Origin of the sequence: Pseudomonas sp. I3-I5, from assembly GCF_022699445.1 — a bacterium.
Classification (GTDB): domain Bacteria; phylum Pseudomonadota; class Gammaproteobacteria; order Pseudomonadales; family Pseudomonadaceae; genus Aquipseudomonas; species Aquipseudomonas fulva.
Genome location: NZ_CP093940.1, coordinates 3457848 through 3481890, shown reverse-complemented (window position 1 = coordinate 3481890; position 24043 = coordinate 3457848). Strand labels below are relative to the sequence as shown.

The following is a 24043-nucleotide window of genomic DNA, read 5'->3' as shown; positions in this document are numbered from 1 at the left end:
ACAGCCTGCGCCTAGGATAGATCCGGCAAACGCTGTTCAAGGCAGGTCGGTGGCGCAACAGCCCAATGTTGCGGCAGATTGATGAAGTCCACCAGCTCTCGCAGTCGGCCTTGATCACGGCCGGTAAAAGCGAAGCACAGGCGTGTCAGGTGCCCAAAATCCCCGGTCTCGTTTTCGACATTGCTGTCAGGCGTTTGCTCGAAGCTGCCGCTCAGGCAGAGATCACTAAACCGCTCGCCAATTGCGTGCAACGCTTCGGGCGTGAGTGGCCGGTGCATGCGCAGGACGAACTGGCGTTTCAGCCAGCGGCTGGAGTGGTAGTTTCTGTAAAACTGATTGATTTCCTCGACAGCTTCGTCAGCACTGTGCACCAGGCGCAGCAGCTTGAGGTCGCCTGGGAGGATGTAGCGGTTGTCCTGCAACTGATGGCGAATGAACGTCAGGCAGTCTTGCCAGAAAGTACCCTGCGGGGAGTCCAACAGCACCACCGGTACCAGCGGGCTCTTGCCTGTCTGGATAAGCGTCAGCACTTCCAGTGCCTCATCGAGCGTACCGAACCCTCCGGGGCACAACACCAGCGCGTCCGCTTCCTTGACGAAAAACAACTTGCGAATGAAAAAGAAGTGAAACGACAGCAGCTTGTCGGTGCCGTCTATCGTTGGGTTGGCATGTTGCTCGAAGGGCAGGGTGATGTTGAAGCCAAGGCTGTTGTCGGCGCCTGAACCTTCATGGGCGGCGGCCATGATACCGCCACCACCCCCGGTGATGACCATCAGGTCCGAGCGGGCCAGCGCAGCACCCAGCTCACGGGCCAGGGCATACATGGGATGCTCCAGCGGCGTACGCGCCGAGCCGAAGACGGTGACCTTGCGGCGATGCTTGTGGCGACGCAGTGCGCGAAAGGACTGGTCGAGTTCGCGCAGCGCTTGCAGGGTGATCTTGGTGCTCCAGCGGTCGGCATCGTCATGGGCCATGCGCAGGACCGTCAGCATCATGTCGCGATAGAGGGGCAGGTTGGGGCTATCGGGGGCCACGCGTTCGAGTTGCGCGTCGATGTAGCTCAGGTCGATGTCATGATCGCGGAAGTGGCTGGAAAGCAGGTCATTCGATTGATAGGGCATGCAACTTCTCCTTCTGCACCTCATCAATCTAGCCCTTTAGCACCGGTCACGCCCAGCCCGTATCAGGGCGTCGGGCGCATGAGGGCGCCCGGACGGGGCTTGAGCGGTAGTCGAAGATTTACTTCTTCTTGTTACCGGCAACGCAGCTGGCGCTGTCGAAGGCCTGATCCATCAACGGCTGATTGGTCTTGTAGACCGTGAAGCGGTACACCATCACTGCGCTCTTGGACATCAGGTTGCGGAACCCGCTGTTGCGGCAAACGCTGTCGCCCAACTGGCTACGCACCTGCTCAGGGTTGGCCTGCATGCGCGCAGCATGGTCGGCGCGTACGCTGAGATGATTGATCAGGGCCTTGCCTTCGACGGTATAGCCTTGGTCGAGAATGTCTTCGTTGATGGCGCGGGGTGTGCCGACGCTGCTTTCCTTGGCAACCTTTTGCAGCATCGTGTTCAGGTCATAGTCCTGCTTGGAAGCCGCCTGGGCTGCAAGTGGCAATGCGAGCAGCAAGCTCAGGGCGGGGGCGATAAGGCGCAGCATGGATCTCTCCTGGTTCGGTGACTGGCGCTTGGACAGGCAAGGACAGGCGGCGTTCCGTAATCGCTGCCGCCCGTATGGCGCTTGAAATCGCGAGTATAGGGGCGCACTGGTCGTCTGCACAGCAACTGGCCAGCATTCTGGTAAACTGCCGGCCGTTTTCAATCGAGCAATTGCTGTGACTGCCACCTCTCTTCTGCACCGCGTGCCGGCATGAGTCATGCCGTCGCACGGCTGCGCGCCGAACGCCTGGCACGCAGCAACAAACCCTTCGTCGCACGCGGCTCACGTGCCGAGCGTTGCCCGGGCTGCCGGGTCATCGCCACGCATTGCCTGTGTGACTGGAAGCCCAGTGTCAGTGCCGAGTCGGGCATCTGCCTGTTGATGCACGATACCGAGCCGCTCAAGCCAACCAACACCGGCTGGCTCATCGCTGACCTGATCGAAGACACATCAGCCTTCGGCTGGCTGCGAACCTCGGTAAACGAAGGCTTGCTGGCATTGCTCGATGACCCGCAATGGCAGCCGTACATCGTGTTCCCGGGTGAATTCGTGGCGCCGGAGCGCGTCGTGACGGACGTGGTGCGCTCGCCTGAGAAGCGGCCATTGTTCATCCTGCTCGACGCCACCTGGACCGAGGCGCGCAAGATGTTCCGCAAAAGTCCGTACCTGGAGCGTTTTCCGGTGCTGAGCCTGCAGCCCGAGCAGATGTCGCGCTACCGCCTGCGCCGCTCGCGGCGCGATGACCACTTCTGCACGGCGGAAGTAGCCGCGATGTGCCTGGACCTGGCTGGGGACCACCTCGCCTCACAGGCACTGGATGCCTATCTGGACGTCTTCAGCTTGCACTACCTCAGTGGCAAGCGTCGCCTGCCTCTGGATGAGCAGGATGCTGTTCACCAGCGCCTGCATACCTTCCTATAGTCCAAGGGGCAGCCTACCGGCTTTGGTTCATAATGGCCGGCATGCCGCCGAGGCGGGTTGAACGACTGGCAGGCTGGCTTGACCTTTGCCGTTGCCGCTCGGCATCCTTGGCGCCGATTCCCGCCAACGTGCCCGTGTCGACGGGCCCTTGGTACAGAACAGGATCCTTAGATCGATGGCCACATATGAAATCCTGATTGCCGATGACCACCCGCTGTTTCGCGGTGCACTGCGCCAGGCCGTAACCCTGGGCATGGGCCCGGACGTGCGCCTGGTGGAAGTGGCAAGTATCGCCGAGCTGGAAAACCGCCTGAGCGAGAAGGCAGACTGGGACCTGGTGCTGCTGGACCTGAACATGCCGGGTGCCTATGGTTTTTCCGGATTGGTCCTGCTGCGCGGGCAGTACCCGCAGATACCGGTGGTGATGGTTTCGGCGCAGGAGGAGGCTGCGGTCGTGGTCAAGTCCCGCGAGTTCGGCGCCAGCGGGTTCATTCCCAAATCGAGCACCCTTGAAGTGATTCAGGATGCGGTGCGCAAAGTGCTCGATGGCGACGTGTGGTGGCCACCGCAGGCGTTCGAGAAGGTCGATGTGCCTGCCGAAGCGAAGGCTGCCAGCGAAGGCCTCGCTAGCCTCACGCCGCAGCAGTTTCGGGTGCTGACCATGGTCTGCGAGGGCTTGCTGAACAAGCAGATCGCCTACGAGCTGAGTGTGTCCGAAGCTACCATCAAGGCCCATGTGACGGCCATTTTCCGCAAACTGGGCGTGCGCACGCGCACCCAGGCCGCTTTGTTGCTGCAACAACTTGAATCGGTTGCAAGCACCTGACTGTACGTGGCTTCACGCTTTTTTGACCCTTGCCAGCCTAGTCTGCCGGCCTTTTTGTAGCTAAGCGAACCTCATGACGCCATCACCTTTCAAGGGCCAGACTGGCCTGAAACGAATCCTCAACGCCGCAGGCTATTCCCTGGACGGGCTGCGCGCCGCCTTCAAGGGCGAGGCTGCGTTCCGCCAGTTGGTGCTGCTCAACGTCGTGCTGGTGCCTGTTGCATTCTGGTTGCCGGTAAGCCGTGCGGAGCGGGCGATCATGATCGCGGTGTGCCTGCTTGGACTGATCGTCGAGCTGTTCAATTCGGCGGTGGAGGCGGCGATCGATCGCATTTCTCTCGAACGCCACCCGTTGTCGAAGAACGCCAAGGACATGGGCAGCGCTGCCCAGCTGGTGTCGTTGTGCATGGTGGCGATCGTGTGGGGCGTGATCCTGCTGTAGGGCTGCACCGTGGGGCGCAGCGCCTGGACGGCTCAGGCGATGGGCGGCAGCACGATCTCGTCGCTGCGCGTGACGCCAGCTGTGAAGTGGCGACAGAGTTCCAGAAACTCGCGCATCGCCGAGGTCTGGTATTTCTGCTTGTGCCAGATGAAGTAGAACTGGCGCATCAAGTCCAGCTCGGGTGTTTCCACTGCCACCAGGCTGCCTCGGCGAAAGGCATCGCGCAGGGCGAGGCGTGAAATGCATCCGATGCCCAGGCCCGATTCCACGGCGCGCTTGATGGCCTCGGTGTGCTCCAGTTCCAGGCGGATGTCCAGCTGTGCGCGGTGGTGCCGCATGGCCTGGTCGAACGTCAGGCGCGTGCCCGAGCCTTGCTCGCGCAGGATCCAGGCCTCACGGGCCAGCGTGGCGATGTCGGCGCGGCCCTGCCTGGCCAATGGATGTTGAGGGGCGCAGAACACCACCAGTTCATCCGCCACCCAAGGCTGCACCTCAAGGTCCGGATGATTGCAATCACCTTCGATCAGACCCAGGTCAATTTCGTGGTGGGCAACTTGCTGCACGATATGCACGGTATTTTGTACGTGCAGCTTCACCTGGCTTTCGGGGTGTCGCTGCATGAAGCTGCCGATCAGCAGGGTTGCCAAATAGTTGCCAATGGTGAGCGTAGCACCCACGGCGAGGGAGCCGAAGCCTGACTTGCCGTTGAGCAGGTCCTCGATCTCCTTGGCCTGGTCCAGTAACGCCACAGCTTGTGGCAGCAACTGGTGACCCAAGGCATTGAGGCTCAGGCGCTTGCCCGCGCGGTCGAACAGCTGGCAACTGCTCTGACGCTCAAGCTCGGTGATGGAGGTGCTGGCAGCCGACTGCGACAGCGCGAGCACGCTGGCAGCGCGTGAAACGCTCTGGTGCTGGGCGACGGCCACGAAGACCTGCAGTTGACGTAGTGTGAATCGCATATCGATATAACCGATAACACATATCTTGATAATCCAGTTAACAGATATTGTCGCTGCCCCTAAACTATCGCGCAACTCTGCGCCTCGTGCGCGCTGCGACTTTTTTCAGGAGCCCCATTAGATGAGCAACATGAACCACGAACGTGTCCTCAGTGTGCACCACTGGAACGACACGCTGTTCAGCTTCAAGTGCACCCGTGATCCGGGGCTGCGCTTCGAGAACGGTCAGTTCGTGATGATCGGCCTGCAGCAGGACTCCGGCCGTCCGCTCATGCGCGCCTACTCCATCGCCTCGCCGAACTGGGAGGAGCACCTGGAGTTCTTCAGCATCAAGGTGCCCGACGGCCCGCTGACCTCGCAGCTGCAGCACCTGAAGGAAGGCGATGAGATCATCATCAGCAAGAAGCCTACCGGTACGCTGGTGCTCGACGACCTCAACCCTGGCAAGCACTTGTACCTGCTCAGCACCGGCACTGGCCTGGCGCCGTTCATGAGCGTGATCCAGGACCCTGAAACCTACGAGCGTTTCGAGAAGGTGATCCTGGTCCACGGCGTGCGCTACGTGAACGAAGTGGCCTACCGTGAGTTCATCACCGAGCACTTGCCGCAGAACGAATTCTTCGGCGATGCCGTACGCGAAAAGCTGATCTATTACCCGACCGTTACCCGCGAGCCTTTCGAGAATCAGGGCCGTCTGACCGACCTGATGCGCAGCGGCAAGTTGTTCAGCGACATCGGCCTGCCGCCGATCAACCCGCAGGATGACCGCGCGATGATTTGCGGCAGCCCGAGCATGCTCGATGAGACCAGCGAAGTGCTGGACAGCTTCGGCCTGAAAATCTCCCCACGCATGCGCGAGCCGGGCGATTACCTGATCGAGCGAGCGTTCGTCGAGAAGTAAGGCGCGCTCAGCATGACCAGACGGTCCGTTGACCCCGCGTCAACGGACCGTTTTTTTGCCTGCTTCATCACTCAGGCCGCTATTCGACCCGCGTCTGGCCGCTGTAGAACAGCAGCTGCCTGCAACGTTTGCACAGGTACCGACGGCCTTGCCCTACCAGCGCGTGCCGCTGCGCCGTGAACGCAAACTCGCTTTGCGGGCAGGGGCAGCGGTAGAGGTAGCGGGTCACCACGCGGCGCTTGACGGCGTAGTTGTGACAGCGCGCGGGCGGTAGTTCGTAGACGCCGCGCATGATCAACTGCCACTCCTGCCCGTGGGCCTGGATACCTTCGCCGAAGACCTGGTGTGCGACCAAGTGGGCGACCTCGTGCGCCACGGTCTGGCGCAGGAAGTCTTCGTGGTTCTCGCGGTAGAGCTGCAGGTTGAAACGCAGCTTGTTTTCGTGCAGGTGAGCGACCCCGGCTTTTTGCCCGCGCAGCTTGAAACTGATCTGCGGGCGGGGGAAGGCGCGATCGAAAAACCGTTCAGCTTGCTGATAGCAGGTTTCAACGCGTTGGATGAGCAGTTCGGGCATGGGGCAATGAATCCTCTGGCGACCATTATGCCGCAGCGGCAGTGCGCTCACCCAGCCATTGGTCACACGGCGGGTTATTCGAGCGTGATCGCCCTGAAGTCTTTGTCGGAATGCCTACAGCCCAGCTGGAATTGTGCGTAAAATAGCCGGCTTTTGTCACACCTCGCGGATTCAAGCGCTATGGGCACCCTTTCGGTCAACCAGAACAAATTGCAAAAACGCCTGCGTCGTCTCGCCGGCGAAGCCATCACCGACTACAACATGATCGAGGATGGCGACAAGGTCATGGTCTGCCTGTCCGGCGGCAAGGACAGCTACACCATGCTCGATGTTCTGTTGCACCTGCAGAAGGTGGCGCCGATCTCGTTCCAGATCGTGGCGGTGAACATGGACCAGAAGCAGCCGGGCTTCCCCGAGCACGTGCTGCCGGCCTACCTCAAGGAACTGGGCGTCGAGTACCACATCGTCGAGAAGGACACTTACTCGGTGGTCAAGGAGCTGGTCCCGGAAGGCAAGACTACCTGCTCGCTCTGCTCACGCCTGCGCCGCGGTACCTTGTACACCTTCGCCGATGAAATCGGTGCCACTAAGATGGCGCTAGGCCATCATCGTGACGACATCGTCGAAACATTCTTCCTCAACATGTTCTTCAACGGTGCCCTCAAAGGCATGCCGCCAAAACTGCGTGCCGACGACGGCCGTAACGTGGTGATCCGTCCGCTGGCCTATTGCAGCGAGAAAGATATCCAGGCGTACTCGGACATGAAGGCGTTCCCGATCATCCCATGCAACCTGTGCGGCTCGCAGGAGAACCTGCAGCGTCAGGTGGTCAAGGACATGCTGGTCGAATGGGAGCGCAAGCACCCAGGTCGTACCGAAAGCATCTTCCGCGCCCTGCAGAATGTTGCGCCGTCGCAGTTGGCCGACCGTAATCTCTTCGATTTCACCAGCCTGACGATCGATGAAAACGCCACCCCGCGTTTTCTTGACGTGGTGAACATCTGACTCATGCGTGATTATCAGTGGTTGCACGAGTTCTGCCTGAACCGCTTCGGCTCTGCCCGCGCCTTGGAGGCGGCCTTGCCGCACCCCCGTAGCCCGGAGCAGCTAAGGGCGACCAGCGCTGATCGCTACTTGTCGACCCTTGCCCTGCGTGTATTTCGCGCCGGGCTCAAGCACAGCCTGGTGGACGCCAAGTGGCCGGCCTTCGAGCAGGTGTTCTTCGGCTTCGACCCGGAAAAGGTCGTGCTGATGAGTGCCGAGCACCTTGAGCGGCTGATGCAGGACACCCGCATCATCCGGCACCTGGGCAAGCTCAAGAGCGTGCCGCGCAACGCCCAGATGGTGCTGGACATCGAAAAACAGTGGGGCAGCTTCGGCGACTTCATCGCCGATTGGCCAGTCACCGATATCGTGGGTTTGTGGAAATACCTGACCAAGCACGGCAACCAGTTGGGCGGTTTGTCCGCGCCACGTTTCCTGCGCATGGTCGGCAAGGACACCTTCGTGCCTACCGACGATATGTCGGCAGCGCTGATCGCTCAGAAGGTCATCGATAAGAAGCCCACCAGCCAGCGCGACCTGGCCCTGGTGCAGGACGCCTTCAACCAGTGGCACGAACAAAGCGGCCGGCCGTTGTGCCAGCTGTCGGTGATGCTGGCCCACACCGTCAATCACTGAGCCGACGGGGCGGGCCCGCCCCCATCAGTTGCCTTCGCCGGCCAGGCGCCTTTGGTACTGGAACTTCCAGCGCACATACAGCAGCGCAGCCGTGAACAGCCCCAGGCTGAGCAACAGCTCAAGCCAGCCAGACAGCGCCCGGGCAGGATCGAACGCTGCCACCACCCCCTTGATGAAGTAGATGTTGACCACGAAACAGGCCCAGGCATGAGCCCGGGCGCTGGCGCTTAACATGCCTGGCAATACCAGCAGCAGTGGCAGCAGTTCGATGGCCAGGATCACGCTCACCCGCGCGCCATGCAGGTTGGCGAACCACAGGTTGTTGACCACCAGCAGCGCGATCAACCCCAGCACGAAGGCCAAGCTCAGCGCCCGCGTCACCCGCACCCGGGGTGCCAGCCATGCTTGCGCAGGCAGCGGTTTTCGCGCCTTAGCCACGCGTGGTCTCCAAAGCTTTGGCCGTGGTCGCCAGGCGTTGCCCCAAGGCGCGGCACAAGGCGATTTCGTGCTCATCGAGGTCACGCTTGCCGTCGGCGCCGGCGTGGTGGCTTGCCCCGTAAGGTGTGCCGCCGCCACGGGTCTCGATCAGGGCTGACTCGCTGTAGGGCAGGCCCAGTACCAACATGCCGTGGTGCAGCAAGGGCAGCATCATCGACAGCAGGGTGCTCTCCTGGCCACCGTGCAAGCTCGCGGTGGAGGTGAACACACCGGCGGGCTTGCCCACCAGCTCGCCGCCCAGCCACAAGGGGCTGGTACCGTCCAGAAAGTATTTGAGCGCAGCGGCCATGTTGCCGAAGCGGGTAGGGCTGCCCAGGGCCAGCCCCGAGCAGTGGCGCAGGTCGTCGAGGGTGGCGTAGGGTGCGCCACTGGTCGGCACGTCGGGCGCGACCGCCTCGCATTCGCTGGACACTGCCGGTACGGTGCGCAGGCGTGCTTCCATGCCGCCCAGCTCGATGCCACGGGCGATGTGCCGGGCCATCTCGCTGGTCGAGCCATGGCGGCTGTAGTAAAGCACCAGGATGTAAGGTTCGCTCACGGCAGGATCTCCAGGATTTTTTCGGGTGGGCGGCCGATCACGGCCTTGTCGCCGGCTACCAGAATTGGCCGCTCGATCAGCTTGGGATGGGTCGCCATGGCGTCGATCAGCTGGGCGTCGCTGAGTGTCGGGTCGGCCAGGTTCAGTTGAGCGTAGTCGTCCTCGCCCGTACGCAACAGTTGACGGGGCGGCATGCCCAGCTTGTCCAACAGCGCCTTGAGCGTGGCCACATCGGGGGGTGTTTCCAGGTAGCGCACCACGGTAGGCGCCAGGCCGCGGGCCTCGAGCAGATCCAGCGCGCCGCGGGATTTGGAGCAGCGCGGGTTATGATAGAGCGTCAGGTCAGTCATGTGGGGTCGCATCCGGCAAGGTGTCACCGGTATTCTAACCGCAGCGACTGTCCCATTTGCTCTAAAACTCGAGAAGGATTGACCCATGGCAAGGCGTCTGGCAGCAGTAATGGCCATCACCGCGAGCCTGTTGCTTGGTGGCTGCGGTGCCGATTATGGCGTGGACCAGCATGGCAACACGGTAAAGGCCGAACACCTGGATGGGCACTGGCTGGTGCTCAACTACTGGGCGGAGTGGTGCGGGCCCTGCCGTACCGAAATTCCCGAGCTCAATGCCGCTGCCAAGCAATGGGCCGCTGACGGCATCAAGGTGGTAGGGGTGAATTTCGATGGCCTGCAAGGCGCGGACCTCAAGCAGGCGGCCGACACGCTGGGCATCGGTTTCACCGTGCTGGCCCAGGACCCCGCCGAGCGCTACGACCTGCCCCGCAGCGAAGCGCTGCCGGTGACCTACATCATCGATGACAAGGGCAAGGTGCGTGAGCAGTTGCTCGGTGAGCAGACGCTCGAAGGCTTGAAGGCCAAAATCAAGGCCCTGAAACAGGGCTAACGCTGGCACGGGCGGTGCGAACGGGGCGCTGACCTGTCACGCCAGGCCAGGCCCCGTGGGTAACGGGCCGCCTGATCAGCCCTCTTCAGGCCACAGGCGCAGCGGCTTGCCGTCGGTTGGCCACAAGCGCAGTTGCTGATCGGGCGCCAAGTCCCAGCGCGTCACCTTGCCAAGGGCCTGCAGGAAGCGTTTTTCCTGTTCCATCAAGGCCGGTGCACACAGCTTGCGGGTGCTGCCGACGCTGCCAAAACTCAAGCGCCCGCCGTCGAGGGTGTAGGCCGCGAACCAGTGATTGCAGCCTGCATTGCCGTAGGCGCGCCCGTCGCTGCCCAGGGTCATGCTCAAGTGGCTGTCGTCGAGCAGGGGGCGCTCCCCGATCCACTCCAGTACGTAGCTGCGGTCTTGCTGCAGGTCCGAAGGGGCTGTCGCGCAGCCAAGCAGGCCGGTGACGATCAGTGCGCTGGTGAGCAGGTGTTTCATTGTGCAGGCTCCTGGCAACGGGGGCAGAGGTGCCGGGCGTCCTGGCTTGCCCAGCCCAGTTCGGCGATGCGGGCGTTGGCTGCAGGCTGACGCGCTGCTTTGCCCAGCTTGGCATCGACCGCAAATTCGAAATCCAGTACCGCATCGCAGCTGTCGCACGCCACTTGCCAGGCCAGAATCTCCAGTTCGTGGAAGACCGGCCCGTTGGCCACGGCAACCCACTGTCCACGCGGGTTGATCAGGTGCCGGACGCTGTCCACGGTCAGGCGCATGGTCAAGTCCTTGCTGCCCTTGAGGGTGACCAGCAGGGTATCGCCCTTGTGCATCGAGCCGCCGTTGCCTGTGACCTGGTAGCGACCAGGCACCAGGGCGCGGCATTCGATCAGCGTGTGCTGCGGGTTGAAGAGGGTGTAACGAAAATCGTGTTCGACCATGGGTCCTCCCTAAATGCCGCGTATCCTAGCATTAACCGGTCACCAGGTTCTGCGCCCTGCCTGCCGCCCAGCAGGCAATGTTCTCGAGGGTCGTCTGGGCAATGGCCTGCAAGGCCTCGTGGGTGAGGAAGGCTTGATGGGCAGTCACGATCACATTGGGGAATGTCAGCAGGCGCGCCAGCACATCGTCCTGCAGGGGCAGGTCCGAACGGTCTTCGAAGAACACTTTGGCTTCTTCTTCGTAGACGTCCAGGCCCAGGTAGCCCAGCTGGCCGCTCTTGAGCGCATCGAGCAATGCCGGCGTATCGACCAGCGCCCCGCGCCCGGTATTGATGAGCATGGCGCCAGGTTGCAGGTGCGCCAGGCTCTGCGCGTTGATCAGGTGCCGGGTGCCTGGCGTCAACGGGCAGTGCAGGCTGATGATGCGTGCCTGGCCCAGCAACGCTGGCAAACTCATGTAGCGCACGCCCAAGGCCTCAAGCTGCGGGTCGGGGCAGGGGTCGTAAGCCAGCAGTTGGCAGCCGAAGCCAGCCATGATGCGCGCGAAGGCCGCGCCGATCTGGCCGGTGCCGACCACCCCGACGGTCTTGCCATGCAAGTCGAAACCGGTCAGGCCGTGCAAGGTGAAGTCGCCTTCCCGTGTGCGGTTGTAGGCCCGATGCAAGCGCCGATTGAGCGCCAGTATCAGCGCCACGGCGTGCTCGGCCACGGCTTGGGGCGAGTAGGCCGGCACGCGCACCACGTCTATCCCCAGTCGCTTGGCCGCAGCCAGGTCGACATGGTTGTACCCCGCCGAACGCAACGCCACCAGGCGCGTACCACCGCGCGCCAGGCATTGCAGCACCGTCGCGTCGAGCTCGTCGTTGATGAAGGGGCAGACCACATCAAAGCCCTGGGCCAGCGGCGCGGTATCGGCCGTAAGTCGGGCGGACTGAAAGTGCAGTGCCACGCCGCCGCCTAGGGCGGCCTGGGTGAAACTCTCCTGGTCATAGTGCTGACTGCTGAAGAGCAGGGCGCGCATGGTGGCTCCTTGTGCATGGGCACTGGTCGGTGGAAAGGGCGGGTGCCTTCAAATACTCAGCCTGGCCTCGGCTGCCAGCCGGCTGATCGCGTTGTCCAGTTCATCGAGCGCCTCCCCAGCCAAGGGGCTGTCCTGTTTGAGCAGGGTTTCGCTGCGTTGGCAGGCGGCACGTAGTTGAGGTACACCGCAGTAGCGAGAAGCGCCGTTGAGCCGGTGCACCTGCTCGATGAGCGTATGACGGTCATGCGCTTCACGCGCACCCAGAATGGCGGCGCGGTCATCTTCCAGCGAGGCCAGCAGCATGCTCAGCATGTCGGCGGCCAGATCGGCTTTGCCTGCCGCCAGGCGCAGGCCTTCGTCATGGTCAAGCACCTTCAACTCGTCAGGCCCGGTGGGCAGGCCCGACGGCATCTGCGGCGAAGGGCCAAGGCTCAGGCCGGTCCACTTCATCACCACCTGTGCCAGCTGCCGCTCGCTGATCGGCTTGGTCAGGTAGTCGTCCATGCCGCCATGGAGCAAGGCGCGTTTTTCATTGGCCATTGCGTGGGCGGTCAGCGCAACGATCGGCAACGGGTTGCCGCTCTGGGTGTTTTCCCAGAGGCGAATCTGTTCGGTACAGGCGCGTCCGTCCATGCCAGGCATCTGCACGTCCATCAGTACCAGGTCGAACGGTTCGCTCTGCACGGCCTGTACCGCCGCGTAACCATTGTCGACAGCCGTCACCCGGGCGCCCAGGTCTTCCAGCAAGGTCTGCACCAGCAAGAGATTGGCCGCATTGTCATCCACGCACAGCACCTTTGGCTGGCGCTGCTGGCCCGCCATGGCGCTGACCTCGCCCTGCAACCGGCGGGGCTGGACCATTTCCAGCAGCAGGCGGCGCAGCTTGCGTGTGCAGGATGGCTTGGACAACAGCTGACCGTGGCCATTGGACAGGTAAGGGTGATAGAGCGCCTGTTCGGTGGTGGGGCACAGCACCACGCACTGGCAATGATGCCGCTCCAGGTGCTGGTAGTACTGGCCCAGTTGTTCGGGCGCCAGGGAGCCCACGTTGGCGCCCAGCACGGCGAAGTCGAACGGCTGCCCCGCCTGGCTGGCAGCTTGCACCGCCTGCACCAGTTGCTCGTAGGAGGTAAAGACACAGACGCTCAGGCCGCAGTCCTGCAATTGGTGCTCCAGAGCCTGTCGCGCCAGTTCGTGGCCATCGACGATGGCGGCGCGACGCCCGAGCAAGGGCTGCAGAGGGAGCTCCTCGGCATCGTCGTGCGCCTTGGGCAGGTTCAAGCTGATCCAGAATTGCGAGCCCTCGCCAGGGGTACTGTCGACGCCGATCTCGCCACCCATCTGCTCGATCAGGCGCTTGGAGATCACCAGCCCCAGGCCAGTGCCACCTGGCTGGCGGGCCAGGGAGTTGTCAGCCTGGCTGAAGGCCTGGAACAGCGTACGTACGTCTTGAGGCGACAGGCCGATGCCGGTGTCCTGGACACTGATGCGCAACTGGGCGCTGTCCTCGTGCTCGTCCTCGAGCATGGCACGCACGACGATGGTGCCTTCGCGGGTGAACTTGATCGCGTTGCTGACCAGGTTGGTGAGGATCTGCTTGAGCCGCAGCGGGTCACCGATCAGCGAGGAGGGCGTATCGCGGTAGATCAGGCACAGCAGCTCAAGCTGCTTGGCATGGGCCGCCGGCGCCAGGATGGTCAAGGTGTCCTGGATCAGGTCGCGCAGGTTGAAGGGGATGCTGTCGAGCACCAGCTTGCCCGCCTCGATCTTGGAGAAATCGAGAATCTCGTTGATGATCCCGAGCAAGTTGTCAGCTGACTTCTCGATGGTGTTCAGGTAGTCCACCTGGCGTGGCATCAGCTCGCTTTTCTGCAGCAGGTGGGTAAAGCCCAGAATGCCGTTGAGCGGCGTGCGGATTTCATGGCTCATGTTGGCCAGAAATTCCGACTTGATCCGACTGGCTTCCAGGGCCTCCTTGCGGGCCATGTCCAGCTCGATGTTCTGGATCTCGATGGTTTCAAGGTTTTGCCGGACGTCTTCGGTGGCCTGGTCGATGCTGTGCTGCAGCTCTTCGTGGGCACTGTGCAGGGTCTCGGCCATGCGGTTGATGCCGTGGGCCAGTTCGTCCAGCTCGTGACTGCCCATTGCCGGCAGGCGCTCCTCCAGGTGGCCGTCCTTGAGCTGGTTGACGGCATGCTTGATGCGCTCGATCGGGGTGTTGATGGCACGGCTCATGCGCAGGGCCAGCAGCCCGCTGACCACCAAGCAGGCCAGGATCAGGAGCAGCGTGGTGAAGAGGTTGCGGTAGCCGCGCAGCAAGGTGCCGTCATGGGACAGTTCGATTTCCACCCAGCCCAGCAAGCGTTCGGCTTCGGCAGGCACGGCGTCGGTGGCCAGGTCGCGGTGGTGGCCGAACACCGGCATCAGGTAGCGAGTGGCATCGTTGCCACTGCGTTGTAGCAACTGGGTGCCGCTGCCGCCGCTGGGCGGTTGGTTGAGCATGCTCGGGCCGGCATGGGCCAGCCGACTACGGTCCGGTGTCAGGAAGGCGACGGCGCGTACGTCGGCCTGTTCGAGGGTCTGCGCGGCAATGCGCTCCAGTTGTGCAGGCGCCTTGCGGGCCATGGCCGGGGCTGCCAGCGGCGCCAGCTGCTCGGCCAGCATCTTGCCCCGTTGCAGCAATTGCGTGCGCAGGTCGCTCTGTTGCAGCCAGGTGAAATAGCTGCCCAGTACCAAGGCCATCAATCCGGCTGGCAGCAGCGCCAGCAACAGCACACGGCTGCGAATTCCCAAACGGTCGAGCACACTCGCCTCCTGTCAATGTGCCTGGATGCCGCCTTGCAAGGCGGCCAAGCGGGGACGTTACTCCGCCTCGCCAGCCATTGCACGAGTTAACTCCGTGCGCATGGGCAGCCTGCGCATTGGCATGGGTCTACAGGGCCTGCGCAGTGCGTGGGCAAGGCATTGCACAGGCTTTATAGCTTGCAGCTATATGCACCTCAGATTGCGTGATATGGCGAAGCAGGGTTTGCCGGTATGATGGTCGCCCCTGCCGTCCGGATTGTGAAAGACACCATGACCTTGCAGTATCCAACCATCGCCGATTGCGTCGGCAATACGCCCCTGGTTCGCCTGCAGCGCCTGGCTGGCCAGACCAGCAATACCTTGCTGCTCAAGCTCGAGGGCAACAATCCTGCCGGCTCGGTCAAGGATCGCCCCGCGCTGTCGATGATCGCCCGTGCAGAATCGCGCGGTCAGATCAAACCCGGCGATACGCTGATCGAAGCCACCTCCGGCAACACCGGCATCGCCTTGGCCATGGCGGCGGCAATCAAGGGTTACAAGATGATCCTGATCATGCCCGACAACTCCACGGCCGAACGCAAGGCGGCGATGGCAGCCTACGGCGCCGAGCTGATCCTGGTGACCAAGGAAGAGGGCATGGAAGGGGCCCGCGACCTGGCCCAGCAGCTGGAAGCCGATGGCCGTGGCGTGGTGCTCGACCAGTTCGCCAACGGTGACAACCCGATTGCGCACTACACCAGTACCGGCCCGGAAATCTGGCAGCAGACCCAGGGGCGCGTTACCCACTTCATCAGTTCGATGGGCACTACCGGGACCATCATGGGGTGCTCGCAGTACCTCAAGGAGCAGAACCCTGCGGTGCAGATCGTCGGCTTGCAGCCGATGGAAGGCGCGGCCATTCCGGGTATTCGCCGCTGGCCCCAGGAATACCTGCCAAAAATCTTCGACGCAGCCCGGGTCGATCGCATCGTCGACATGTCCCAGGACGAGGCCGAGCAGACCATGCGCAGGCTTGCTCGTGAAGAGGGCATTTTCTGCGGCGTGTCTTCCGGTGGTGCAGTCGCCGCCATGCTGCGCCTGTCCCGGGAAGTGGAAAATGCCACGTTGGTGGCCATCATCTGCGACCGCGGCGACCGCTACCTGTCCACTGGCCTGTTCGATCCGAGCTAAATGTCCAAGAAGAAAACCAACAGCGGCCTGCGCTTTCAGCCAGCCGGTGGCAATCGTAGTCCCCAGGTTCCCGTGGGCAAGAAGCAACGCCTGGTCATCGAGCGCCTGTCAGGGGACGGTCGCGGTATTGCCTTCCATGAAGGGCGCACCTGGTTCGTCACCGGCGCCCTGGCAGGCGAGGAGGTCGAGTCGAGGGTGCTCAATGCCCGTGGCAAAGTGGTCGAGGCGCGGCTGGAGCGGGTGCTCCAGGCCAGTCCCGAGCGCCGCGAAGCCCCGTGCAAGTACTACGGCCAGTGCGGGGGGTGCAACCTTCAGCACCTGCCCCACGAGGCCCAGCTAGCGCTCAAACAGCGCACCCTGGCCGAGCAACTGCAACGGGTGGCCGGTGTGCAGCCCGAGCAGTGGGCCGCGCCCTTGACCGGGGCCGCTTTCGGCTACCGTCGTCGCGCCCGTGTGGCCGTGCGCTGGGACCCCAAGACCCGCCAGTTGGCCGTCGGCTTCAGGGCGCAGGCCAGTCAGGACATCGTTGCCATCGATGATTGCCTGGTGCTGGTACAGCCCTTGCAGTCGATCCTGCGTCACTTGCCTACGGTGCTGCGCTCGTTGGTCAAGCCCCAGGCCCTGGGCCATGTGGAACTGTTCAGCGGCACGGCCGAGGCGGTGCTGGTGCGTCATGTCGCGCCGTTGCCGCCCGACGATGTAGCGCGCTTGCAGGCGTTCTGCGCCGAGGCCAACGCGCAGCTGTGGTTGCAGGGTGAAGGCGAGCCGCAGCCGGTGGATGCCACTGGGCCGTTGGGTTTCGTCCTGGCGCCTTGGCAGCTGCAGCTGGACTGGCGCCCCGGCGACTTCGTGCAGGTCAATGCCCAGGTCAATACCGCCATGATCGAGCAGGCCCTGGCTTGGCTCGCTCCGCAGCCCGAAGAGCGGGTACTGGACTTGTTCTGCGGCCTGGGCAATTTTGCCTTGCCGCTGGCACGGCACGCTCGTGAGGTGGTGGCGGTAGAGGGCGTGCAGGCCATGGTCGATCGCGCGGCGGCCAACGCCCGCGGCAACGATGTGCATAACGCGCAGTTTTTTCAGGCCGATTTATCGCAGCCGTTGACGGGCATGGAATGGGCCGCCGAGGGCTTTTCTGCGGTACTCTTGGACCCACCGCGCGACGGTGCATGGGAGGTGGTGCAAGGCATCGCCCGTCTTGGGGCCAAGCGGCTGGTCTATGTATCGTGCAACCCGGCCACGCTGGCGCGAGACGCCCAAGTGCTGGTCGGGCAGGGGTACCGGTTAACAAGGGCCGGGATTCTCGACATGTTTCCTCAAACGGCGCATGTCGAAGCCATGGCGTTATTCGAAGTGGGCTAGCCAGCTGGCCCCTTGGTGCGGCTTCCAGGGAATGGCAGCCGTGCGGTGATTGCCAGTGCACCCGCAGGGTGCGCTGTATGGAAAGGTAAAACAAAGATGGTACAGGTGAGAGTGCACCAGCCGGTCAATACCGACGGCAGTATCAATCTCGAAGCGTGGTTGGACCATGTGGTCAGCGTCGATTCGGCGCTCGACCGCGCAGCGCTCAAAGAGGCCTGCGAGTTTGCCCAGGAAGTCGAGAAGAAGGGCAACCCGGCCAAGCATTCCTGGGCCGATGGTACGTCGAGCTATCAGGCAGGTCTTGAGATCGCCGAGATCCTCGCGGACCTCAAGCTTGACCAGGACTCCCTGGTAGCGGCGGTCATCTACCGCGCTGTGCGAGAAGGCAAGGTCACCCTGGCCGAAGTCAGCCAGCGCTTCGGGCCGGTCGTGTCCAAGCTGATCGATGGCGTGCTGCGCATGGCTGCGATCAGTGCCAGCCTCAGCCCCCGCCAGTCGCTGGTGCTCGGCTCCCAGGCGCAGGTCGAGAACCTGCGCAAGATGCTGGTGGCGATGGTCGACGACGTTCGCGTGGCGTTGATCAAGCTGGCCGAACGCACCTGTGCCATTCGGGCGGTCAAGTCCGCTGACGACGAGAAGCGCCTGCGGGTGGCGCGGGAAGTGTTCGACATCTACGCCCCCCTGGCCCACCGTCTGGGTATCGGGCATATCAAGTGGGAACTGGAAGACCTGTCGTTCCGCTACCTCGAGCCCGAGCAGTACAAGCAGATCGCCAAGCTTTTGCACGAGCGCCGCCTGGACCGTGAACGCTTCATCAGCGATGTCATGAACCAGTTGCAGAACGAACTGCTGGCCACCGGGGTGAAGGCGGACATCAGTGGCCGCGCCAAGCACATCTACTCGATCTGGCGCAAGATGCAGCGCAAGGGCCTGGAATTCAGCCAGATCTACGACGTGCGCGCCGTGCGGGTGCTGGTCCCCGAGATACGCGACTGCTACACCGCCCTGGGTATCGTGCACACCTTGTGGCGTCACATCCCCAAGGAATTCGACGACTACATCGCCAACCCCAAGGAAAACGGCTACCGCTCCCTGCACACGGCTGTGATCGGCCCGGAAGGCAAGGTGCTGGAAGTGCAGATCCGCACCCACGGCATGCACGAGGAAGCGGAGCTTGGCGTCTGTGCCCACTGGCGATACAAGGGCACCGACGTCAAGCCCAGCTCAAACCACTACGAAGAAAAGATTTCCTGGCTGCGCCAGGTACTGGAGTGGCATGAAGAACTGGGCGACATCGGGGGGCTGGCCGAGCAACTGCGGGTCGACATCGAGCCCGACCGGGTGTACGTATTCACCCCGGACGGTCACGCCATCGACCTGCCAAAAGGGGCGACGCCCCTGGACTTCGCCTACCGGGTACACACCGAGATCGGCCACAACTGCCGGGGTGCCAAGATCAACGGGCGCATCGTGCCGCTCAACTACAGCCTGCAGACTGGCGAGCAGGTCGAAATCATCACCAGCAAGCATGGCAACCCGAGCCGTGACTGGCTGAACTCGAACCTGGGCTATGTCACCACCTCGCGCGCGCGGGCCAAGATCGTGCACTGGTTCAAGCTGCAGGCGCGCGACCAGAACGTTGCCGCCGGCAAGACGCTGCTCGAACGCGAGCTCAGCCGGTTGGGCCTGCCGCAGGTCGACTTCGAGCGCCTGGCCGAGAAGACCAACGTCAAGACGGCCGAGGACATGTTTGCGTCCCTGGGGGCTGGGGACCTGCGCCTGGCGCACCTGGTCAACGCGGCGCAACAGCTGCTGGAGCCTGAGCGCATCGAGCAGATCGAACTGGTGCCGCGCAAGCCCAGTGGGCCGCGTGGGGGTAAGCGTGGCGACATCCAGATCCAGGGCGTGGGCAACCTGCTGACGCAGATGGCCGGTTGCTGCCAGCCCTTGCCTGGCGATGCCATCGTCGGCTACATCACTCAGGGGCGCGGGGTGAGCATCCACCGCCAGGATTGCGCCTCGGTGTTGCAGCTGGCCGGCAAAGAGCCAGAGCGCATGATCCAGGTCAGCTGGGGGCCGATACCGGTACAGACCTATCCGGTCGATATCGTCATCCGTGCCTATGACCGCCCCGGTTTGCTGCGCGATGTCTCCCAGGTGCTGCTCAACGAGAAGATCAACGTGCTGGCGGTCAACACCCGCTCGAACAAGGAAGACAACACGGCGCTGATGTCGCTGACCATCGAGATTCCCGGTTTGGACGCCCTTGGGCGCTTGCTGGGGCGTATCTCGCAGTTGCCGAACATCATCGAGACACGGCGTAATCGTACGCCCTGAACCACGTGTGCACGATTTGCGGGTAGACCGCCTCACCTGTGGGGCCGGTTTGCCCGCCAAGCCCGACCGTCAAGGACTTGCCTGAATGACCTACACCCTCCAGGACCTGCTTCACCTCATGGCTCGCTTGCGCGACCCGCACTACGGCTGCCCCTGGGACCTGAAGCAGGACTATGCCAGCATCGTCCCGCACACCCTCGAAGAAGCTTACGAGGTGGCGGACACCATCGAACGCGGCGATTTCGAGGACTTGCAAGGCGAGTTGGGTGATCTGCTGTTCCAGGTGGTCTACTACAGCCAGCTTGCTCGGGAGGAGGGCCGTTTCGCGTTCGACGGCGTGGTGGATGGCATCACCCGCAAGCTCATTCGTCGCCACCCGCATGTCTTTCCGACCGGGGACCTGTATGCGCCGCTGGAGACGCCCAGCCTGAGCGATGCGCAGGTCAAGTCACGCTGGGAAGAAATCAAGGCGCAGGAGCGGGCGCAAAAAAGCCGACCAGAGCAGCTGTCGTTGCTCGACGATGTGCCGACGGCATTGCCTGCCTTGTCCCGGGCGGCCAAACTGCAAAAGCGTGCGGCCACCGTCGGTTTCGACTGGCCCGAGGCCTTGCCGGTTGTGGACAAGGTGCGTGAGGAACTTGGCGAAGTGTTGCAGGCCATGGCCGACGGGGACAACGATGCGCTGGAAGACGAAGTAGGCGATTTGCTGTTCGCGGTGGTCAACCTGGCGCGTCACTTGAAACATGACCCTGAAAACGCCTTGCGCCGAGCCAATCGCAAGTTCGAGCGACGTTTTCGCTTTATCGAGCAGGCATTGCGTGACAGCGGCACTGCCATTGAAGATTGTAACCTTGATGCGCTGGACACCCTTTGGGGTGAAGCCAAGCGTCAGGAAAAGAACCTGCCCAGCTGCGGCTGAGCTGTTGCATAAGTGAGTGAACATTCATGAGCCTTTCCCTTCGCGACCAATTGCTCAAAGCCGGGCTGGTCAACCAGAAACAGGTTTCTCAGGCCAACAAGGCTGAAAAGAAACAGAAGCGCCTGGAGCACAAAGGCCAGGTCGACGTGGACGATACCCAGCAGCGGCTGGCCAAGGAAGCCATGGCTGAAAAGGCCAAGCGTGATCAGGCGCTCAACCGTGAACAGCAGGAAAAAGCCGAAAAGAAGGCACGCGCCGCGCAGATCAAGCAACTGATCGAAGCGACCCGCCTGCCCAAGCTCACGACCGAGGATTACTACAACTTCGTCGACGACAAAAAGGTCAAACGTATCGCGGTCAACGCCCTGATGCGCAGCAAGTTGAGCAATGGTGCGCTGGCGGTGGTGTCCTACGGGGGCGGCTATGAGGTCATTCCCCGCGAGGCTGCCGTCAAGATTCAGGAACGCGACCCGGGCCGGGTATTACTGCTCAATACCCATGTCGAGGAAGCCGATGACGACGATCCGTATGCGGCGTACAAGATCCCTGACGATCTGATGTGGTAACGCTGCAAGGCCCTGTCTGATCGTGAATCGGTTAGGCAGGGCCGCATTGTGTGCGCTGGGCCGCGAGGCGGCCCCTGGCACCACGACGACTATTCACGTCATGGTTTTTCTGAAGATCGCTGTCACTGCGTCGTGCGCTGCTTTTCCAGGTCTTCCAGTTCGACACGGTACTGTTGCGCCTCGTGCTCGTTGTGGAACATCCCGACCAACTGGCCCTGCTGGTGCACATCCCAGATCCGCACGCCTGCGGCCAGGCCTTCGTGGGACATTTTCGATTCGTCGCGTTCGGTCACTTGAACTGTCATCGTTAAACTCCACTTTTTCGGGTTGGGTGCGACAGTCTGTCGCACGCCTTATTTATAGAGTTTGTTAGCAGCCTAAGTAAATAAAACGGTCATGAAACAAGTTTCATGTAGCCATGGCATGCCCTGGCGCGACTGCCTTATGCCCGGCCAAAGAAAAGCCCCGCACAGGGCGGGGCTTTGCGTTGATTACGGCTAAACGCCGACAACCTCGAACGTTAGTTACCTTTGACCGACTTGCCATCGACCGTGCCGTCCTGCAGGACGATCACGTATTCCTTGCCATCGGTTTCCACTTGGCGCAATTGCACCAGCAGGTAGTCCCAGTTCTTGGCAAACCATAGCTCGGTGATGCGCTTGCTCTGGCTTGGATCACGCACACGTTCGACCTTGACGGCATCCACCTGGCCGGTCTTGGTGGTGACTTTTTCGGTGCCCAGCACGCGGAAGTCATAGGTATCGATCTCGTCACCATCGACCACCTGATAAGTCATGCTCTTCTTGCCTGCAGCGACATCGTGCTGCAGCGCCAGTTGATAGGACGACTTGTCGAGCACCCCACGGTTGAGCGGCAGGGTGATGGCATCGCCACGATCGCTACCGGTCACTTTCTTGGCAGCCCAATCGAAGTCCAAGTCGACCTTCTTGGCCTTGCCAAGACCGCCGCGCTCGAAGTGGTAACGCTGCGGCAGCAAGGTATCGTTTTCCAGGCGCAACGAGCTTTGCTCGGTCAGGCTGGCGATCATCATTGACGCCTTGAAGTTCAGGTCCCAAGTGCCATCGGCATTCTTGACCAGGCTACGTTCGGCGGTGCCGCTCATGGGCAGTTGCTTCCAGTCGGCGGTGTAGCTGGCCGAGAACGGCTTCAGGTCTGCTGCCTGGAGGGGCAGGGCAAGCACGGCAAGAGCCAAGAGCAGGGCGCGACGCATAGTATCTCCTAGGATCGAATCAAATGACCGCTGGCCGACAGGGGCTGGCCATCCAGTAATGCACCTTGTTCGCCAAGACGCAAGCGGCCGTTGGCGAACCAGTGAACAGCCATTGGGTAGATGACGTGTTCCTGTGCGTGAACCCGCTGAGCCAGGCTTTGGACCGTGTCATCGGGTGCCACCGGCACGACAGCCTGTACGACCAACGGGCCCCCATCGAGTTCCTCGGTGACGAAATGGACACTGCACCCATGCTCGGCATCCCCTGCTTCCAGGGCGCGTCGATGGGTGTGCAACCCTTTGTAGCGAGGCAGCAGCGAAGGATGGATGTTGAGCAGGCGACCCTGGTAGTGGCGCACGAAGCCGCCACTGAGGATACGCATGAAACCCGCCAGCACCACCAGGTCCGGGGCGAACCCATCGATACACGCCACCAGGGCCGCATCGAAGGCTTCGCGGCCTTCGAATTCGGTATGGTCGAGTACTGCGGTTTCGATACCGGCAGCGGCTGCGCGCTGCAGGCCGTAGGCATCGGCGCGGTTGGAGATGACCGCGCCGATGCGCACGGCGCTGTCCGGGATGGCGCTGCTGTCGATCAGCGCTTGCAGGTTGCTGCCGGAACCCGACAGCAGTACCACGACATTGCAGGGCTTGCTCGGCATCAGTGTGCCTTGAGGTTCTGCAACTCGACCTGAGCAGCGCCCTCTGCGGCCTCGGTGATATGGCCGATGACCCAAGGCTGTTCGCCGGCGTTGCGCAGTTCGCTTAGGGCAGTTTCGACCTGGTCCTGGCCTACGCAGATCACCATGCCCACGCCGCAGTTGAGTACGCGGTGCATTTCATGCTCGTCGACGTTGCCCTTTTCCTGCAGGAAATCGAAGACGGCTGGGCGCTGCCAGCTGGCCACGTCGATGACCGCCTGGGCATTGGCCGGCAATACGCGCGGGATGTTGTCCAGCAGGCCGCCACCGGTGATGTGGGCCATGGCCTTGACTGCGCCAGTGTTCTTGATCAGTTGCAGCAGCGGCTTGACGTAGATGCGCGTTGGCGCCATCAGCAGGTCGGTCAGTGGCTGGCCGTCGAGCTGGGTGCTTTCGACGTCGGTGCCCGAGACTTCGAGGATCTTGCGGATCAACGAGTAACCGTTGGAGTGCGGGCCCGAGGATGGCAGAGCGATGAGCGCATCACCGGTGGCCACGCGCGAGCCGTCGATGATCTCGGCCTTTTCCACTACACCTACGCAGAAGCCCGCCAGGTCGTAGTCCTCACCTTCGTACATGCCCGGCATCTCGGCGGTTTCGCCACCAACCAGCGAGCAGCCCGCCAGTTCGCAACCTGCGCCGATACCGGTGACCACGGTAGCCGCCACGTCCACGTTCAGCTTGCCAGTGGCGTAGTAATCCAGGAAGAACAGCGGTTCGGCGCCGCAAACTACCAGGTCGTTCACGCACATGGCGACCAGGTCCTGGCCGATGCTGTCGTGCTTGTTCAGGTTCAGCGCCAGGCGCAGCTTGGTGCCCACGCCGTCGGTGCCGGAGACCAGCACCGGCTGCTTGTAGCCGGCCGGGATCTCGCAAAGGGCGCCGAAGCCGCCCAGGCCACCCATGACTTCAGGGCGTGCGGTGCGTTTTGCCACGCCCTTGATGCGTTCGACCAGTGCTTCGCCGGCGTCGATGTCTACACCGGCGTCCTTGTAGCTCAGGGAGGGTTGCTTGCTCATTGATCCAGGCCTTTAGGAGGGAGGGATTCGTAAAAACGACCCTGACGGCAAGGGCCGGCAGCCATGCAGCGGCTAACCGTGACATCAGTGGTCTGTGAAGGCG

General features: G+C 62.5%; 27 protein-coding genes. 12 read left to right on the top strand and 15 right to left on the bottom strand.

The window, feature by feature from the left end:
- Window positions 1-11: 11 nt before the first annotated feature.
- A complete protein-coding gene (locus tag MOP87_RS15520; RefSeq protein WP_050587300.1) occupies window positions 12-1121 on the bottom strand; it encodes a TIGR00730 family Rossman fold protein in 1110 nt (369 codons plus the stop codon).
- A 118-nt stretch (window positions 1122-1239) separates the two neighbouring features.
- Window positions 1240-1659 carry a quorum-sensing-regulated virulence factor family protein gene (locus MOP87_RS15515; RefSeq protein WP_242809782.1) on the bottom strand — a complete coding sequence of 140 codons (420 nt, stop codon included), beginning with the start codon at window positions 1657-1659 and terminating at the stop codon, window positions 1240-1242.
- A gap of 210 nt (window positions 1660-1869) precedes the next feature.
- On the opposite strand from MOP87_RS15515, the gene MOP87_RS15510 reads away from it, so the two are divergent.
- From MOP87_RS15510 to MOP87_RS15500, 3 genes are all read left to right on the top strand, one after another.
- The gene (locus tag MOP87_RS15510; RefSeq protein WP_027913899.1) at window positions 1870-2580 is read left to right on the top strand and encodes a tRNA-uridine aminocarboxypropyltransferase; all 711 of its coding nucleotides are present in this window, start codon (window positions 1870-1872) and stop codon (window positions 2578-2580) included.
- 175 nt (window positions 2581-2755) lie between these two features.
- Window positions 2756-3406 (top strand): response regulator transcription factor ErdR, encoded by a 651-nt coding sequence (gene erdR, locus MOP87_RS15505; protein WP_027913900.1) that lies wholly within the window; start codon window positions 2756-2758, stop codon window positions 3404-3406.
- Between the two features lie 73 nt (window positions 3407-3479).
- Window positions 3480-3848 (top strand): diacylglycerol kinase, encoded by a 369-nt coding sequence (locus MOP87_RS15500; RefSeq protein ID WP_027913901.1) that lies wholly within the window; start codon window positions 3480-3482, stop codon window positions 3846-3848.
- A 32-nt stretch (window positions 3849-3880) separates the two neighbouring features.
- Here MOP87_RS15500 and MOP87_RS15495 read toward each other — a convergent pair whose 3' ends face one another.
- Window positions 3881-4807 carry a LysR family transcriptional regulator gene (locus MOP87_RS15495; RefSeq protein ID WP_049695540.1) on the bottom strand — a complete coding sequence of 309 codons (927 nt, stop codon included), beginning with the start codon at window positions 4805-4807 and terminating at the stop codon, window positions 3881-3883.
- 121 nt (window positions 4808-4928) lie between these two features.
- Here MOP87_RS15495 and fpr point away from each other — a divergent pair, with 121 nt between their 5' ends.
- Window positions 4929-5708: a ferredoxin-NADP reductase gene (gene fpr / locus MOP87_RS15490; protein ID WP_023534074.1), complete on the top strand. Its 780-nt coding sequence runs from the start codon at window positions 4929-4931 to the stop codon at window positions 5706-5708.
- Window positions 5709-5787: 79 nt separating this feature from the next.
- Here the strand turns inward: fpr and MOP87_RS15485 are convergent, their stop codons facing one another.
- Entirely contained in the window at window positions 5788-6282 is a 495-nt protein-coding gene (locus MOP87_RS15485; protein WP_242809780.1) for a SprT family zinc-dependent metalloprotease, read from the bottom strand.
- A 180-nt stretch (window positions 6283-6462) separates the two neighbouring features.
- Here MOP87_RS15485 and ttcA point away from each other — a divergent pair, with 180 nt between their 5' ends.
- Window positions 6463-7287, top strand: coding sequence for a tRNA 2-thiocytidine(32) synthetase TtcA (ttcA, locus tag MOP87_RS15480; RefSeq protein ID WP_023534071.1), 825 nt, complete (start codon window positions 6463-6465; stop codon window positions 7285-7287).
- Between the two features lie 3 nt (window positions 7288-7290).
- Complete coding sequence (locus tag MOP87_RS15475; RefSeq protein WP_028686875.1) at window positions 7291-7962, top strand: DNA-3-methyladenine glycosylase I; 672 nt, start codon at window positions 7291-7293, stop codon at window positions 7960-7962.
- 24 nt (window positions 7963-7986) lie between these two features.
- Here MOP87_RS15475 and MOP87_RS15470 read toward each other — a convergent pair whose 3' ends face one another.
- The 3 genes from MOP87_RS15470 to arsC are packed head-to-tail and all read right to left on the bottom strand — an operon-like array spanning window position 7987 to window position 9348.
- Window positions 7987-8400, bottom strand: a complete 414-nt coding sequence (locus tag MOP87_RS15470; protein ID WP_027913905.1) for a DUF2069 domain-containing protein — start codon at window positions 8398-8400, stop codon at window positions 7987-7989.
- Entirely contained in the window at window positions 8393-8998 is a 606-nt protein-coding gene (gene wrbA / locus MOP87_RS15465) for an NAD(P)H:quinone oxidoreductase (RefSeq protein WP_059183696.1), read from the bottom strand. Before wrbA ends, MOP87_RS15470 begins: the two co-directional genes overlap by 8 nt.
- Window positions 8995-9348 (bottom strand): arsenate reductase (glutaredoxin), encoded by a 354-nt coding sequence (gene arsC / locus MOP87_RS15460; protein WP_027913907.1) that lies wholly within the window; start codon window positions 9346-9348, stop codon window positions 8995-8997. Before arsC ends, wrbA begins: the two co-directional genes overlap by 4 nt.
- Before the next feature lie 85 nt (window positions 9349-9433).
- Here arsC and MOP87_RS15455 point away from each other — a divergent pair, with 85 nt between their 5' ends.
- Complete coding sequence (locus tag MOP87_RS15455) at window positions 9434-9898, top strand: TlpA disulfide reductase family protein (protein ID WP_027913908.1); 465 nt, start codon at window positions 9434-9436, stop codon at window positions 9896-9898.
- A 75-nt stretch (window positions 9899-9973) separates the two neighbouring features.
- Here the strand turns inward: MOP87_RS15455 and MOP87_RS15450 are convergent, their stop codons facing one another.
- The 4 genes from MOP87_RS15450 to MOP87_RS15435 are packed head-to-tail and all read right to left on the bottom strand — an operon-like array spanning window position 9974 to window position 14638.
- Window positions 9974-10378, bottom strand: coding sequence for an META domain-containing protein (locus tag MOP87_RS15450; RefSeq protein ID WP_028686873.1), 405 nt, complete (start codon window positions 10376-10378; stop codon window positions 9974-9976).
- Window positions 10375-10812, bottom strand: coding sequence for a hypothetical protein (locus MOP87_RS15445; protein ID WP_027913910.1), 438 nt, complete (start codon window positions 10810-10812; stop codon window positions 10375-10377). The genes MOP87_RS15450 and MOP87_RS15445 overlap by 4 nt, the downstream gene beginning before the upstream one ends.
- Window positions 10813-10843: 31 nt before the next feature.
- A complete protein-coding gene (locus MOP87_RS15440) occupies window positions 10844-11833 on the bottom strand; it encodes a 2-hydroxyacid dehydrogenase (protein WP_110607015.1) in 990 nt (329 codons plus the stop codon).
- Window positions 11834-11881: 48 nt separating this feature from the next.
- A complete protein-coding gene (locus tag MOP87_RS15435) occupies window positions 11882-14638 on the bottom strand; it encodes a response regulator (RefSeq protein WP_027913912.1) in 2757 nt (918 codons plus the stop codon).
- A 270-nt stretch (window positions 14639-14908) separates the two neighbouring features.
- Here MOP87_RS15435 and cysM point away from each other — a divergent pair, with 270 nt between their 5' ends.
- The 5 genes from cysM to MOP87_RS15410 all read left to right on the top strand — a co-directional run bounded on the left by cysM (window position 14909) and on the right by MOP87_RS15410 (window position 20989).
- Complete coding sequence (gene cysM, locus MOP87_RS15430) at window positions 14909-15808, top strand: cysteine synthase CysM (protein WP_027913913.1); 900 nt, start codon at window positions 14909-14911, stop codon at window positions 15806-15808.
- The gene (gene rlmD, locus MOP87_RS15425; RefSeq protein WP_145280667.1) at window positions 15809-17167 is read left to right on the top strand and encodes a 23S rRNA (uracil(1939)-C(5))-methyltransferase RlmD; all 1359 of its coding nucleotides are present in this window, start codon (window positions 15809-15811) and stop codon (window positions 17165-17167) included. It begins immediately after the preceding gene.
- 96 nt (window positions 17168-17263) lie between these two features.
- On the top strand, window positions 17264-19504 hold the full coding sequence (relA, locus tag MOP87_RS15420) for a GTP diphosphokinase (RefSeq protein ID WP_027913915.1): 2241 nt from the start codon (window positions 17264-17266) through the stop codon (window positions 19502-19504).
- Between the two features lie 85 nt (window positions 19505-19589).
- On the top strand, window positions 19590-20423 hold the full coding sequence (mazG, locus tag MOP87_RS15415) for a nucleoside triphosphate pyrophosphohydrolase (RefSeq protein WP_027913916.1): 834 nt from the start codon (window positions 19590-19592) through the stop codon (window positions 20421-20423).
- Between the two features lie 26 nt (window positions 20424-20449).
- Window positions 20450-20989, top strand: a complete 540-nt coding sequence (locus tag MOP87_RS15410; RefSeq protein ID WP_023534063.1) for a DUF2058 domain-containing protein — start codon at window positions 20450-20452, stop codon at window positions 20987-20989.
- 122 nt (window positions 20990-21111) lie between these two features.
- Here MOP87_RS15410 and MOP87_RS15405 read toward each other — a convergent pair whose 3' ends face one another.
- The 4 genes from MOP87_RS15405 to purM form a co-directional block, all read right to left on the bottom strand.
- Window positions 21112-21294: a hypothetical protein gene (locus tag MOP87_RS15405; protein ID WP_023534042.1), complete on the bottom strand. Its 183-nt coding sequence runs from the start codon at window positions 21292-21294 to the stop codon at window positions 21112-21114.
- 215 nt (window positions 21295-21509) lie between these two features.
- A complete protein-coding gene (locus MOP87_RS15400) occupies window positions 21510-22220 on the bottom strand; it encodes a DUF3108 domain-containing protein (protein WP_242809778.1) in 711 nt (236 codons plus the stop codon).
- Between the two features lie 8 nt (window positions 22221-22228).
- Window positions 22229-22882, bottom strand: a complete 654-nt coding sequence (gene purN / locus MOP87_RS15395; protein WP_027913918.1) for a phosphoribosylglycinamide formyltransferase — start codon at window positions 22880-22882, stop codon at window positions 22229-22231.
- Window positions 22882-23940 carry a phosphoribosylformylglycinamidine cyclo-ligase gene (gene purM / locus MOP87_RS15390; RefSeq protein ID WP_027913919.1) on the bottom strand — a complete coding sequence of 353 codons (1059 nt, stop codon included), beginning with the start codon at window positions 23938-23940 and terminating at the stop codon, window positions 22882-22884. The genes purN and purM overlap by 1 nt, the downstream gene beginning before the upstream one ends.
- Between the last annotated feature and the right edge of the window lie 103 nt (window positions 23941-24043).

Excerpts from the sequence above, each read along its gene's own strand:
- MOP87_RS15520 (WP_050587300.1), bottom strand. The coding sequence starts at position 1,121 with ATGCCCTATCAATCGAATGACCTGCTTTCCAGCCACTTCCGCGATCAT.
- MOP87_RS15515 (WP_242809782.1), bottom strand. The coding sequence starts at position 1,659 with ATGCTGCGCCTTATCGCCCCCGCCCTGAGCTTGCTGCTCGCATTGCCA.
- MOP87_RS15510 (WP_027913899.1), top strand. The coding sequence starts at position 1,870 with ATGAGTCATGCCGTCGCACGGCTGCGCGCCGAACGCCTGGCACGCAGC.
- erdR (WP_027913900.1), top strand. The coding sequence starts at position 2,756 with ATGGCCACATATGAAATCCTGATTGCCGATGACCACCCGCTGTTTCGC.
- MOP87_RS15500 (WP_027913901.1), top strand. The coding sequence starts at position 3,480 with ATGACGCCATCACCTTTCAAGGGCCAGACTGGCCTGAAACGAATCCTC.
- MOP87_RS15495 (WP_049695540.1), bottom strand. The coding sequence starts at position 4,807 with ATGCGATTCACACTACGTCAACTGCAGGTCTTCGTGGCCGTCGCCCAG.
- fpr (WP_023534074.1), top strand. The coding sequence starts at position 4,929 with ATGAGCAACATGAACCACGAACGTGTCCTCAGTGTGCACCACTGGAAC.
- MOP87_RS15485 (WP_242809780.1), bottom strand. The coding sequence starts at position 6,282 with ATGCCCGAACTGCTCATCCAACGCGTTGAAACCTGCTATCAGCAAGCT.
- ttcA (WP_023534071.1), top strand. The coding sequence starts at position 6,463 with ATGGGCACCCTTTCGGTCAACCAGAACAAATTGCAAAAACGCCTGCGT.
- MOP87_RS15475 (WP_028686875.1), top strand. The coding sequence starts at position 7,291 with ATGCGTGATTATCAGTGGTTGCACGAGTTCTGCCTGAACCGCTTCGGC.
- arsC (WP_027913907.1), bottom strand. The coding sequence starts at position 9,348 with ATGACTGACCTGACGCTCTATCATAACCCGCGCTGCTCCAAATCCCGC.
- MOP87_RS15455 (WP_027913908.1), top strand. The coding sequence starts at position 9,434 with ATGGCAAGGCGTCTGGCAGCAGTAATGGCCATCACCGCGAGCCTGTTG.
- MOP87_RS15450 (WP_028686873.1), bottom strand. The coding sequence starts at position 10,378 with ATGAAACACCTGCTCACCAGCGCACTGATCGTCACCGGCCTGCTTGGC.
- MOP87_RS15445 (WP_027913910.1), bottom strand. The coding sequence starts at position 10,812 with ATGGTCGAACACGATTTTCGTTACACCCTCTTCAACCCGCAGCACACG.
- MOP87_RS15440 (WP_110607015.1), bottom strand. The coding sequence starts at position 11,833 with ATGCGCGCCCTGCTCTTCAGCAGTCAGCACTATGACCAGGAGAGTTTC.
- cysM (WP_027913913.1), top strand. The coding sequence starts at position 14,909 with ATGACCTTGCAGTATCCAACCATCGCCGATTGCGTCGGCAATACGCCC.
- rlmD (WP_145280667.1), top strand. The coding sequence starts at position 15,809 with ATGTCCAAGAAGAAAACCAACAGCGGCCTGCGCTTTCAGCCAGCCGGT.
- relA (WP_027913915.1), top strand. The coding sequence starts at position 17,264 with ATGGTACAGGTGAGAGTGCACCAGCCGGTCAATACCGACGGCAGTATC.
- mazG (WP_027913916.1), top strand. The coding sequence starts at position 19,590 with ATGACCTACACCCTCCAGGACCTGCTTCACCTCATGGCTCGCTTGCGC.
- MOP87_RS15410 (WP_023534063.1), top strand. The coding sequence starts at position 20,450 with ATGAGCCTTTCCCTTCGCGACCAATTGCTCAAAGCCGGGCTGGTCAAC.
- MOP87_RS15405 (WP_023534042.1), bottom strand. The coding sequence starts at position 21,294 with ATGACAGTTCAAGTGACCGAACGCGACGAATCGAAAATGTCCCACGAA.
- MOP87_RS15400 (WP_242809778.1), bottom strand. The coding sequence starts at position 22,220 with ATGCGTCGCGCCCTGCTCTTGGCTCTTGCCGTGCTTGCCCTGCCCCTC.
- purN (WP_027913918.1), bottom strand. The coding sequence starts at position 22,882 with ATGCCGAGCAAGCCCTGCAATGTCGTGGTACTGCTGTCGGGTTCCGGC.
- purM (WP_027913919.1), bottom strand. The coding sequence starts at position 23,940 with ATGAGCAAGCAACCCTCCCTGAGCTACAAGGACGCCGGTGTAGACATC.